We start from the raw sequence: 12,469 nt of genomic DNA on the forward strand, positions 1-12,469 counted from the left end.
ACCCGTGTGCCTTTTGGAGAGAGCGAATGGCCAGTCAAAGTCGAAAAGGCTTTTTTAATTGGATGTTTAGCCCGGCACCCACCGGAGAATCAGTTTCTGAGGTGACGATCGGGGACCGATTCCAGCATCGACACAGCCGCGCTTCCGTATGGGTAGTGGAGCGCATCAGCAAGGTGGGGGCGAGCACTTATCCCCTGGTCAGTTTGTCCCGTGAAGGGCGGCCTGACATCAAGAAGGTTGTTTCAATTGCGGTCCTGCAGGACGGCGAGGATTTCAAGCCCGCGGCCTGATGGTCGCGGTCATACAGATAGCTGCCCATAACCTCATTCCGGGGTAGGGCAGAAACTTACTTAAAATTCCGGCGATTTTGTTTGGAAGCCATGCAGCACCGATGGATGGTGCTGTAGTGGCTGTTCCCTGCGGTGAGCGTTGCGGCCGGGATGGCTAATCGAACAGTTTGTCGATGTCTTCCTGGGTCTGTGCGCTTTCGTCGGTTTTTTCTTCGACGTCTGGCTGGTCCTGCACAGTCCATTTGCCGTGGATGATCTGATTGAGCTTCATCAGCAGTTCCTGGACGGCTTCAATCCGCGTCCGGATCAACTGCTGGGCTGCCGGCGTGAAGCCACGCTCGACCACATTTGTCGCTTGCAGGCCATTCAGGGTGGACATGATCAGCTTGTCCAGTTCAGCGCAGATGCCTTCGAAAGGCGTCTTGAAGGTGGTGGGGGCGAGGTCATAGGCTTCAATCGCCAGATCCTTTGCCTGAAAGCCGCTGTCTTCGAAATGCTCGACATAGCTTTTCGGTGCCCAATCGAAGGCATCTTCCGCAAGCTCAGGCATATCCGGCACCATCTCCAGCAGCATGACAATCTCGTTGAAGTGGTTGAGATAGTCAGTGGCTAGAAATGTTTCAGGATTGATGTTGGCACTGGCAAGAAGGGGGCGAAGTGCCGTCTGTTCTTTTGTGTATTCAATTTGCATCGGATAGGCTGCCTGATTTTCCCTTGCGCGATGAAAACACGGTTTTGCTTACAACCAACCTTAAAGGCACCGGGTTGTTAAATCGTAAACAACCACAAAGCCAGAAAAATATTTGGAAAATGAAAAAGGGGGCGCATGGCCCCCTTTAACGCAACTATGGATCTATAGGCTTACGCGCTATAGTACATTTCGAACTCAACTGGGTGCGGAGCCAGCTCAAGGCGGTTCACTTCTTCCATCTTCAGTTCAATGTAGGCGCTGATCTGGTCGTCGGTGAACACGTCGCCCTTTTTGAGGAACTCGCGGTCGTTGTTGAGGGCTTCAAGCGCTTCGCGAAGCGAGCTTGCAACCGTTGGAACGCCGAGCAGTTCTTCAGCAGGCAGTGCGTACAGATCTTTGTCCATGGCGTCGCCAGGGTGGATCTTGTTCTCGATACCGTCGAGGCCAGCCATCAGCATGGCAGCGAACGCGAGGTAAGGGTTGGCCGTCGCATCAGGGAAGCGGATCTCAACGCGTTTTGCTTTCGGGCTCGTGCCGTAAGGAATACGGCAGGAAGCCGAGCGGTTGCGCGCGGAGTAGGCCAGCAGAACAGGCGCTTCGAAGCCAGGCACCAGACGCTTGTAGCTGTTGGTGGATGGGTTGGAGAAGGCGTTGATCGCTTTCGCGTGCTTGATGATGCCGCCGATATAGTAAAGCGCGGTTTCAGACAGGTCAGCATAACCGGAGCCCGCGAACAGAGGCTTACCGTCTTTCCAGATTGACTGGTGTACGTGCATACCAGAGCCGTTGTCCTGGGCCACTGGCTTTGGCATGAAGGTCGCGGTTTTGCCGTAAGAGTGGGCAACCTGGTGAACTGCATACTTGTAAACCTGTACGTTGTCGGCCGTGTCCACGAGGGTGGAGAACATCATGCCAAGCTCGTGCTGGGAAGCGGCCACCTCGTGGTGGTGCTTGTCCATCTTCAGGCCCATTTCCTTGGCGATCTTCACCATGTCGCCACGAAGGTCGACACAGCTGTCGACTGGTGCAACAGGGAAGTAGCCGCCTTTTACTGCTGGACGGTGGCCATAGTTGCCTTCTTCGAAAGTCTTGTCGCTGTTATACGGGCCTTCAACGTCGTCGATGGAATACATCGCGCCGCGGTAGCCGCTGTTGAATTTCACGTCGTCAAAGACGAAGAACTCAGGCTCTGGGCCGAAGAAGGCTGTGTCACCAACGCCGGAGAACTTCACATACTCTTCTGCTTTCTTGGCAGTGGAGCGTGGGTCACGGTCGTATGGCTGGCCTGTTGATGGCTCCAGAATGTCGCAGAAGACAATCGCAGTCACGTCAGCCGTGAAGGGGTCGAACGTAACGCGGGAGAGGTCAGGCTTCAGGATCATGTCGGATTCGTTGATCGCTTTCCAGCCGGAAATGGACGAACCGTCGAACATGAAGCCTTCGCTCAGCATGTCCTCGTCAACGACGTCCGCAGCCATCGTCAGATGCTGCCACTTGCCTTTAGGATCCGTAAAACGCAGATCGATCCATTCCGCGTTCTTTTCTTTGACCAGACCGAGAAAGTCTTCAACGCTCAGATCGGTATAGTTGGACATTTCCATTTTTCCCTTCGATTTAAACGACTGTATATAGCCCGGGGATTCCGCCCCGGCTGAATTGTTCGGCAACCCTGCAGGGCAGGGTGGCCTGTGCCTAGATAGCGTCCTTACCGGTTTCGCCGGTACGGATGCGGATTGCCTCTTCAACGGCGCTGACAAAAATCTTGCCGTCACCGATGCGCCCGGTGTGGGCGGCATTCTTGATTGCTTCAACAGCACGCTCTGCGTCTGCTGAATCCACTACCACTTCCACTTTCACCTTCGGAACGAAGTCGACGACATATTCGGCACCCCGATAAAGTTCGGTGTGGCCTTTCTGGCGTCCAAAACCTTTGGCTTCCGTGACCGTGATCCCCGAGATCCCGACTTCGTGAAGGGCTTCCTTCACTTCATCGAGCTTGAAGGGTTTGATAATTGCTTCGATCTTCTTCATTTCCTGGTACCGTTTGTTATGGTTATTGCCGCTTATTACGCACGGTTCGTGCCAGTTTTTCCTGTCGCGGAATCCTGCGGTTTTTTTCAATAGGTCAAAGAGGTTGACCGTTCTTTGTGCGATAACGTGCCTAAATTTTGTGCAGATGCTTGAGCTTTGGTCAGTCGTCGGGCACGACCTGATTTAAGGAATTTGTGAAGCGCCTAAAAAAATGCCAAACTTCCTACTTGACGCGACGGGAGCTTGCGCATAAACAAGCGCCCACATTCAGAGATGGCGGGTGTAGCTCAGTTGGTTAGAGCGCCAGTTTGTGGTACTGGAAGTCGCCGGTTCGATCCCGGTCACTCGCCCCACTCTGAAGTTTTTTTAAAGAAGCCCCTTCCGGGGCTTTTTTCTTTTGCTACACTGCGCCCCGATGACGAAAAGTCCCTCGCTTGTGCTCGGTGTACTTTTCATCAGTTTTTATGTTGCGAAATCAAAGCTTGAGGCGGCTCTGCGCTTTGCTTTCAATTTTTCGCTTGTGAAATCCACCGGGGAGGTGGATTTCTGAGCGGACAAGCAAAACTGGACCGCAGAACAGCTTCAAGGTCCGGTTTTTCGATCTGGAATCGGAAAAAAGTACACTGAGGCAAAGCCGAAGGACTTTTTTACGGCAGGTGTTACACTGCGTCGATTCCTGAGGGGGAGCTTAAGACAGTGCAGACCAGTGGCAACACCCACATTCTATTGACGCCCGAGGAGTCCAGGCAGGCTGACGCCTGGGCGCTGAAGAATGGCACCAACGGCCTCACATTGATGGAGGCCGCGGGCAAGGCCGTTGCTGAGGTCATTGTTGATTATATTGGCACACCGCTTGAGGCCGGGGGCGAGATTTTGATCTTGTGTGGTCCTGGCAACAACGGCGGCGATGGGTTTGTGGCGGCCCGGTATCTGGACGAATGGGGTTACCCGGTTCGGGTAATGATGTCGGTTGAAACGCGGGACCTCAAGGGCGACGCGGCCATCATGGCGCGGCGCTGGCAGGGCGGTGTGGGGCCGATTGACACCAAACGCCTCAAGGGCGCCACGGTTGTTGTGGATGCGCTTTTCGGCACCGGACTGACCCGCGCGATCGAAGGCGAGTTGGCCGAAGTGATCGAGGCGGTGAACGCGCTTGATGCATTCCGGGTGGCGGTTGATATGCCGAGTGGCCTCGACGGCGATTCGGGTATTCCGACAGGCCCATGCTTCCAGGCTGACATGACGGTTACTTTCTTTACCAAAAAGCCCGGGCACATTGTTGCGCCGGGCCGTTTTCTGTGTGGTGGCGTGGAGCATATCCATGCCGCTGACATTGGCATTTCCAGCCGAAGCCTTGATGCCATCAAGCCGACGCTGTTTGAAAATACGCCGTCGCTCTGGGGCAGCAGCTATCCTTTCCCCGGGCCGGAAACGCACAAATATCATCGCGGCCATCTGCTGGTCCTCGGGGGCAAGGAGCCCACACTGGGGGCTTGCCGGCTGGCGGCAACGGCGGGGCTCAGGGTTGGGGCAGGGCTGGTTACGCTGGCCGCCCCCTCAGAGACCTATAATATACAGGCGACCGCCCTGACCGACGTGATGGTTCGCCGCTTTGACAGTGCCTTTGGGTTCTTAGGCATCATGGCGGACACCCGGATCAACACCATCCTGCTTGGGCCTGGTGCGGGCGTGGGTGAAAAGACGGCTGAGCTGGTCCATGATGTGGCGCGCCGCGACAAGGCCATGGTGCTGGATGCAGACGCGCTCACGAGCCTGGTTGGGCGCCTGGATATCTTTGCTCAGGAAGGCACGGACGATGTGGTGCTGACACCGCATGAAGGCGAATTTGCCCGCTTGTTCCCTGGGCTTTCCAAGGAGACCAACAAGGTTGCCGCTGCGCGGTCGGCGGCAGTTTCGTCCAAATGCCTGATTGTATTGAAGGGTGTATCCACGATTGTGGCCGCACCCGACGGGCGGGTCTCAATTGCTGCGAACGCCCCCGCCTGGCTGTCTGTTGCGGGAACAGGTGACGTGCTGTCTGGCGTAATTGCGGGGCTGATGGCCCAGGGCATGCCGCCTTTTGAAGCCGCGTCTGCGGGCGTGTGGCTGCACGGCGAGGCCGCGATGAAGGCGGGCAGGGGGCTGATTGCATCCGACCTGGTGACCGCTTTGCCGCAGGTTTTGCTATAGGAAAAATTGGGCTCGGCGTACAAAAATACTTGTACTCCGCAGTGCGCCTGTTATAAGCCCGTCAAATTCACGTTTTAATGAAACCGGAGAGGTCGCGTTCAGCGCGGTTTTTCAAGTGTTTCCGAAGGTAGCGCGGGCGTGGCGAAATTGGTAGACGCGCCAGATTTAGGTTCTGGTGTCTTCGGACGTGGGGGTTCAAGTCCCTCCGCCCGCACCACCTTCAGGAAATCCGGTTCCGGATAAAGAAAAAGAGAGTTGGAAGACCCATGCAGATCGAAGAACTGCTGAATGAAGGACTGAAGCGCGAGTACAAGATTGTCGTAGCAGCGAAAGAGCTGGACGACCGCTTGGACGCGATCCTGGACGAATTCCGTGCCACTGCAAAAATCAAGGGTTTCCGCCCTGGTAAAGCCCCACTGTCGCTTCTGAAGCGTATGCACGGCGAGCGTGCCAAAGGGCAGGTCCTCTCTGAGACCATGCAGGAAACGTCTACAAAGCTCTTTGAAGACAAGAACATTCGCCCAGCGACCCGCCCAGAAGTGGACATGGACGAATATGAAGACGGCAAAGACCTCGCTTACACGCTGAAGGTCGAAATCCTGCCGGAAATTTCCGTGGACGATTTCAAAGCACCAGCGCTTGAGCGTTGGGTTGCTGAAGTTGACGACAAGACCGTTGACGAGTTCTGCGAGAAAATCGCTGCCCAGCAGAAGACTTTCAAGAAAGCCGCCAAGACCACCAAAGCTGGTGAAGGCGATGCCGTATTGATCGACTATGTTGGTTCCATCGACGGCGTTGAGTTCGACGGCGGCAAGGGCGAAGACTTCCAGCTTGAGCTGGGCTCCGGCATGTTCATCCCTGGCTTTGAAGAGCAGCTTGTTGGCTCCAAGGCTGGCGAAGAAAAGACCGTCAAGGTTTCTTTCCCTGAGCAATATCAGGCTGCTGACCTTGCCGGCAAGGAAGCTGAATTCGCTGTAACGGTGAAAGAAGTTCGCAAGCCTGCTGAAGCCAAGGTTGACGAAGACATGGCAAAAGGCATGGGCTTTGAGGACCTCGCGTCTCTCAAGGAATCCGTGAAAGGCCAACTGGCTGCTGACAACAACAGCCTGACCCGCGCTCACATGAAGCGTGGCCTCCTGGACGCCCTGGCTGATGAATATACGTTCGACGTGCCTGCCGGCATGGTTGACATGGAATTCCGCCAGATCTGGGAACAGATCAAGCGCGACGCCGTCATGAGCGGTGAAGCCAAAGCTGAAGACTTCGAAGGTCAGGATGGCCCGGAAGACGAAGCAGAAGCTGCTGAGTTCCGCGCTATTGCCGAGCGCCGCGTGCGCCTTGGCTTGCTGCTTTCCGAGCTGGGTGTGAAGAACAACATCCAGGTGAACCAGGAAGAAGTTAACCGCAAGATCATCGAGGAAGCGCGCCGCTTCCCGGGTCAAGAAGCTCAGGTCTTCGAATTCTACCAGAAGAATGAAGAAGCCCGCGCTCAGCTGCGTGCACCGATCTTCGAAGAAAAAGTTGTCGACTTCGTTCTAGAAATGGCTGACGTGACTGAAAAGTCCGTTTCCCGTGATGAACTTGAAGCCGCTGTTCGCGCGATCGACGAAGAAGAAGCCAACCCAACCAAGGGCAAAAAGGCTGCTCCTAAGAAGAAAGCTGCTGCGAAAAAGGCGCCTGCGAAGAAAGCTGCGCCTAAGAAGGCTGCCGCGAAGAAAGACGACGCAGAAAAGAAAGCTCCAGCGAAGAAGGCAGCGGCGAAAAAAGCCCCTGCGAAGAAAGCTGCGCCTAAGAAAGCTGCTGCGAAAAAGCCAGCTGCCAAGAAATAGGCTGACGACACAGAATAACGGCACTCAGGTGCCGATGAAAAAGGGGCTTCCGGGCCCCTTTTTTAATGCCCCTCTTTAATTGCCCTGCTGAAGGCCTATCTAATTGCAGGAACTGTTTCGTATTTCCTTGCCCGAGCCGACTTGGGTTTGCTACAGCTTCACAAAAGATCGATAACAAAAAGCCCTGATCAACAGCCTGCCAGATACTTCGGCAGCTATCTGGGGCCACTCAGGACAACATTTGGAGTGCCTAATGCGCGATGATTTGATGGAACCTATCAGAGATGCCCTCGTACCGATGGTTGTTGAGCAAACCAACCGGGGCGAACGGTCGTATGACATTTATTCGCGGCTTCTCAAGGAACGCATCATTTTCCTGACCGGCGATGTGAATGATCAGATTTCCAGCCTGATTGTGGCGCAGCTTCTGTTCCTCGAGGCGGAAAATCCGAAGAAGGATATTTCCTTCTATATCAATTCGCCAGGCGGTGTGGTGACGTCGGGTCTCGCGATGTATGACACGATGCAGTATATCAAGCCAAAGGTGGCGACGATTTGTATTGGTCAGGCTTGCTCGATGGGGTCACTTTTGCTGGCCGCTGGGGAGCCTGGCATGCGCTATGCGCTGCCAAATGCCCGCATCATGGTGCACCAGCCTTCTGGCGGTGCGCGTGGTCAGGCTGCGGATATCGAAATTCAGGCGCGCGAGATTTTAAAGCTTCGTGAACGTTTGAATAATATATATGTAAAACATACCGGCCAAAAGCTGGACAAAATCGAAGCGGCGATGGATCGCGACAACTTCATGGACGCACATGAGGCCAAGAAGTTCGGATTGATCGATGAGGTATATACCAGCCGCGAAGAGACCGACGAGAAATAAGACCGGCTGGTAGCCTGTAAATTTCTTGAATTTTGGGTGTACGAGCCATTTTAACCGGTCTACGATAGCAAGAAACGAGTTTATAGCGGTGACAGATTTGAGTAACAGCGATTCGAAAAACACGCTCTATTGTTCCTTTTGCGGCAAGAGCCAGCACGAGGTCAGGAAGCTGATCGCAGGGCCTACGGTCTTTATTTGCGATGAGTGCGTAGAGTTGTGTAACGACATCATCAAGGAAGAGAGCAAAGGCGCGCTTTCCAAGGGCACCGACGGCGTGCCGTCGCCGCTGGAGATTCTCGAGGTCCTCAATGATTATGTCATCGGGCAGGCTGGCGCCAAGAAGGTGCTTTCAGTTGCGGTGCACAACCACTATAAGCGCCTCAATCACGCCAACTCCTCCGCGCCTGAAGTGGAGCTGGCCAAGTCGAACATCCTGCTTGTTGGGCCAACCGGCTGCGGTAAGACACTTCTTGCCCAGACGCTGGCGCGTATTCTGGACGTACCGTTCACCATGGCTGACGCCACGACGCTGACCGAAGCCGGTTACGTGGGCGAGGACGTGGAAAACATCATCCTGAAGCTGCTGCAATCGGCTGATTATAACGTCGAGCGCGCCCAGCGCGGCATCGTCTATATTGATGAGGTCGACAAGATCAGCCGCAAGTCAGACAACCCGTCCATCACGCGCGACGTGTCGGGCGAAGGTGTCCAGCAGGCACTGCTGAAAATCATGGAAGGCACGGTTGCCAGCGTTCCGCCACAGGGCGGCCGTAAGCATCCGCAGCAGGAATTCCTGCAGGTTGACACCACAAACATCCTGTTCATCTGTGGCGGTGCCTTTGCAGGCCTTGACCGTGTGATCGCGAACCGCCTTCAAGGCAAGTCCATCGGCTTTGGCGCGACGGTGAATTCACCGGACGACCGCAGTGCCGGCGAACTGTTCAAGGAAACCGAGCCTGAGGACCTGCTGAAGTTTGGCCTGATCCCCGAGTTCGTGGGCCGTCTGCCTGTGATCGCGACGCTGGAGGACCTGGACGAGGGTGCTTTGGTTCAGATCCTGTCAGAACCGAAAAACGCCCTTCTGAAGCAGTATCAGTGCCTGTTCGATATGGAAGACGTGAAGCTGACCTTCTCTGAAGACGCATTGTTTGCCGTTGCCAAGAAGGCAATTGAGCGCAAAACCGGCGCGCGGGGCCTGCGGTCCATCATGGAAGACACGCTTCTGGATACCATGTTCGACCTGCCGAGCCTTGAGGGTGTTGAAGAGATCGTGATCAACGGCGAAGTGGTCGACGGCAAGTCGAGTCCTTTGATGATTTACGCTGATCGCCGCGACGAGGCTGGTCAGCCGGCTTAGAAAACAGATTATATTGTGTGAATAAGGGTTGAAACGAATGTTTCAGCCCTTATTTTTTATGGTGAAGGGCACAAATTTGGCCCTAAACTCGTTTTTCGACCTCTTTTCCTTTCTTGTCTTGATGGAAATGGCCTAAAATCAGGTCGATCAAGTCGCTCATTTTAGTTCTGGAAGTTTTTCCTATGTCCGAATCCGCCGAAACCACGTCAAACATTGTCACTTTGCCCGTTCTGCCCCTGAGGGACATTGTGGTTTTCCCACATATGATCGTGCCGCTTTTTGTTGGCCGCGATAAGTCCGTTCGGGCGCTCGAAGAAGTGATGGCAAAGGACAAGCAGATTCTGCTGGTTGCCCAGAAAGAAGCTGGTGAGGACGACCCGAAAACCAAGGATGTGTTCGAGGTCGGTACAGTTGCCAGCGTGCTTCAGCTGCTGAAGCTGCCGGACGGCACGGTCAAGGTGCTGGTGGAAGGCTTCAACCGGGCCACCATCAAGGAATTCGTTCGCGACGATGATTATTTCGAAGCCAACGCAGAACTTATGGCCGACGGCGAAGAAGACGATTCGGAAATTGAAGCGCTCAGCCGGTCGGTGATCGCCCAGTTCGAACAATATGTGAAGCTGAACAAGAAAATCCCGGCAGAAGTGCTTGTAACCGTCAATCAGATTGATGAAGCCAGCAAGCTGGCCGACACGGTGGCGAGCCACCTGGCGCTGAAGATCGACGACAAGCAGGACCTGCTGGCCACCGTTTCTGTGGCGCAGCGCCTCGAGCGCATCTTCAGCTTCATGGAAGGTGAGATTGGTGTCCTGCAGGTTGAGAAGAAGATTCGTGGCCGCGTGAAGCGCCAGATGGAAAAGACCCAGCGCGAATATTATCTGAACGAGCAGCTCAAGGCGATCCAGAAGGAACTGGGTGAGGGCGACGACGGGCGTGAGGAAATCCAGGAACTGGAAGACCGAATCGCCAAGACCAAGCTGACGAAGGAAGCCAAGGAAAAGTGCCTGGCGGAGCTCAAGAAGCTGAAGTCCATGAGCCCGATGTCCGCTGAAGCCACTGTGGTGCGGAATTTCCTCGATTGGATGCTGACGATTCCATGGGGCAAAAAGAGCCGCGTGAAGAAAGACATCAAGCTCGCGCAGAAGGTTCTGGATACTGACCACTATGGCCTGGAGAAGGTCAAAGAGCGAATCGTCGAATATCTTGCTGTGCAGCAGCGTGCGAAAAAGATCAAAGGCCCGATTCTGTGTCTTGTTGGCCCTCCGGGTGTTGGTAAAACCTCGCTTGGCAAGTCCATCGCCAAGGCCACAGGGCGCGAGTTCGTTCGATTCTCGCTCGGCGGCGTGCGCGACGAGGCAGAGATTCGCGGTCACCGCCGCACCTATATCGGCTCCATGCCTGGTAAGGTGATGCAGTCGATGAAGAAGGCCGGGACCACGAATCCACTGTTTCTCTTTGATGAGATCGATAAGATGGGCCAGGACTTCCGGGGTGACCCAGCGTCTGCGCTTCTTGAAGTGCTGGACCCAGAGCAGAACAGCAAGTTCAACGACCACTATCTTGAAGTGGACTATGACCTGTCGAACGTGATGTTCGTCACCACGGCCAACTCGCTTCGCATGCCGCGTCCGCTCTTGGACCGGATGGAAATCATCCATCTCTCGGGCTACACCGAGGAAGAGAAGGTAGAGATTGCTCGCCGTCACCTGATTCCGAAACAGCTGAAGGATCATGGCCTTAAGAAGGGCGAGTGGTCCATCTCTGACGGTGCGCTCAAAGATGTGGTGCGCTACTACACCCGCGAAGCCGGTGTCCGGAGCCTGGAGCGCGAAATTGCCAAGCTGGCCCGTAAGGCTGTGAAAGAAATTGTTGAAGGCTCGCGCGACAAGGTTGCGCTGACGTCCCGTAACCTCAGCCAGTATGCTGGCGTTAAGAAATATCGCTACGGCCAGGCGGAGGAAGAAGATCAGGTTGGTCTGACCACTGGTTTGGCATGGACCGAAGTTGGCGGGGAACTGCTGGCGATCGAAGCTGTCACTGTTGCAGGCAAGGGCCAGATCAAACAGACCGGTAAGCTTGGCGAAGTGATGAAAGAATCGATCCAGGCGGCCCGTTCTTATGTGCAGTCCCGCTGCGTGGAATTCGGAATTCACCCGAATGTGTTCGAGAAAAAGGACATTCACATCCACGTGCCGGAGGGCGCAACGCCAAAAGATGGCCCATCTGCGGGTGTCGCCATGTGCACAAGCATTGTTTCTGTGCTGACGGGAATCGCTGTCCGGAAAGATATTGCCATGACTGGTGAAGTGACACTTCGCGGTCGTGTGCTGCCGATCGGCGGCCTCAAGGAGAAGCTTTTGGCAGCGCTGCGCGGCGGAATCACCAAGGTTCTGATCCCGAAAGATAACGAGAAAGACCTGGTGGAAATCCCGGACAATGTGACCAAAGGCCTTGAAATCGTTGCAGTTTCTAATGTTGACGAAGTTCTCGAGCATGCCCTTGCAGGCCCGATGGAGCCAATCGACTGGCCGGACGAGTCAGAGCTCAAGGAAGTGAGCTCTGGGGACGGTGCAGATGAGGCAGAATTGACGACTCATTAGCTCCTTTGAACCGAATTCGATAAATTTCAAGGAAAAAAAAGCTCAAAACCGCAGTTTTCTGCGGTTTTTTGCTTTGACAAGCGGATTTAGCCGTGCCTAAACTGCATTCGCATTTCGGAACTAATAACGAAATCAAACTCTTCAACTCAGAGGGGGATACCTTGAATAAAAATGATCTGATCGCAAAGGTTGCGGAAGCAGCTGACCTGTCCAAAGCTGATGCTGGTAAAGCAGTAGACGCTGTATTTGACTCCATTTCCGGCGCTCTGTCCGGTGGTGGCGAAGTTCGTCTTGTAGGCTTCGGTACTTTCGCAGTAGCACAACGTGCTGCTACTAAAGGCCGCAACCCACGCACGGGCGAAGAAATCGACATCCCTGCTTCCAAACAGCCTAAATTCAAGGCTGGCAAGGGTCTCAAGGACGCTGTAAACAAGTAATATTGTTTGCACACTTGAAAAGAGAACGGCTGCGGATTTTCCGTGGCCGTTTTTCTTTTTATGCCTTGTTAAAAAATTGCAAAAAAAGGGGTGGACAGCGCCGCCGTTTAATCTTAAAAGCGCGCTCACCACACTGGTACGGGCGATTAGCTCAGTTGGTA

General features: G+C 54.6%; 10 protein-coding genes and 2 tRNA genes. 9 read left to right on the forward strand and 3 right to left on the reverse strand.

Features of this window, described 5'->3' with window-relative positions; genetic code table 11:
- The first annotated feature begins 26 nt into the window (after positions 1-26).
- A complete protein-coding gene (locus B3Z17_RS03405; protein ID WP_068305972.1) occupies positions 27-290 on the forward strand; it encodes a hypothetical protein in 264 nt (87 codons plus the stop codon).
- 154 nt (positions 291-444) lie between these two features.
- Here the strand turns inward: B3Z17_RS03405 and B3Z17_RS03410 are convergent, their stop codons facing one another.
- From B3Z17_RS03410 to B3Z17_RS03420, 3 genes are all read right to left on the reverse strand, one after another.
- Positions 445-981: a hypothetical protein gene (locus B3Z17_RS03410; protein ID WP_068305975.1), complete on the reverse strand. Its 537-nt coding sequence runs from the start codon at positions 979-981 to the stop codon at positions 445-447.
- A gap of 170 nt (positions 982-1,151) precedes the next feature.
- Positions 1,152-2,576, reverse strand: a complete 1,425-nt coding sequence (gene glnA / locus B3Z17_RS03415) for a type I glutamate--ammonia ligase (RefSeq protein ID WP_068307105.1) — start codon at positions 2,574-2,576, stop codon at positions 1,152-1,154.
- A gap of 97 nt (positions 2,577-2,673) precedes the next feature.
- Positions 2,674-3,012, reverse strand: coding sequence for a P-II family nitrogen regulator (locus tag B3Z17_RS03420; protein ID WP_068149449.1), 339 nt, complete (start codon positions 3,010-3,012; stop codon positions 2,674-2,676).
- Between the two features lie 276 nt (positions 3,013-3,288).
- Here B3Z17_RS03420 and B3Z17_RS03425 point away from each other — a divergent pair.
- The 8 genes from B3Z17_RS03425 (at position 3,289) to B3Z17_RS03460 (ending at position 12,308) form a co-directional block, all read left to right on the forward strand.
- Positions 3,289-3,365, forward strand: a tRNA-His gene (locus B3Z17_RS03425).
- Positions 3,366-3,708: 343 nt separating this feature from the next.
- Positions 3,709-5,202 (forward strand): NAD(P)H-hydrate dehydratase, encoded by a 1,494-nt coding sequence (locus tag B3Z17_RS03430; RefSeq protein WP_286828558.1) that lies wholly within the window; start codon positions 3,709-3,711, stop codon positions 5,200-5,202.
- Between the two features lie 132 nt (positions 5,203-5,334).
- Positions 5,335-5,419 (forward strand) — tRNA-Leu (locus B3Z17_RS03435).
- Between the two features lie 49 nt (positions 5,420-5,468).
- Entirely contained in the window at positions 5,469-7,031 is a 1,563-nt protein-coding gene (tig, locus tag B3Z17_RS03440; protein WP_068305977.1) for a trigger factor, read from the forward strand.
- Positions 7,032-7,284: 253 nt separating this feature from the next.
- Positions 7,285-7,914 (forward strand): ATP-dependent Clp endopeptidase proteolytic subunit ClpP, encoded by a 630-nt coding sequence (gene clpP, locus B3Z17_RS03445; protein WP_068305979.1) that lies wholly within the window; start codon positions 7,285-7,287, stop codon positions 7,912-7,914.
- An 88-nt stretch (positions 7,915-8,002) separates the two neighbouring features.
- Entirely contained in the window at positions 8,003-9,271 is a 1,269-nt protein-coding gene (gene clpX / locus B3Z17_RS03450; RefSeq protein ID WP_068305984.1) for an ATP-dependent Clp protease ATP-binding subunit ClpX, read from the forward strand.
- A 182-nt stretch (positions 9,272-9,453) separates the two neighbouring features.
- On the forward strand, positions 9,454-11,871 hold the full coding sequence (lon, locus tag B3Z17_RS03455) for an endopeptidase La (protein ID WP_068305987.1): 2,418 nt from the start codon (positions 9,454-9,456) through the stop codon (positions 11,869-11,871).
- 161 nt (positions 11,872-12,032) lie between these two features.
- Positions 12,033-12,308, forward strand: a complete 276-nt coding sequence (locus B3Z17_RS03460) for an HU family DNA-binding protein (protein ID WP_068305989.1) — start codon at positions 12,033-12,035, stop codon at positions 12,306-12,308.
- The last annotated feature ends 161 nt before the right edge of the window (positions 12,309-12,469 follow it).

The organism is Kordiimonas sp. UBA4487, from assembly GCF_002389025.1.
GTDB classification, from domain to species: domain Bacteria; phylum Pseudomonadota; class Alphaproteobacteria; order Sphingomonadales; family Kordiimonadaceae; genus Kordiimonas; species Kordiimonas lacus.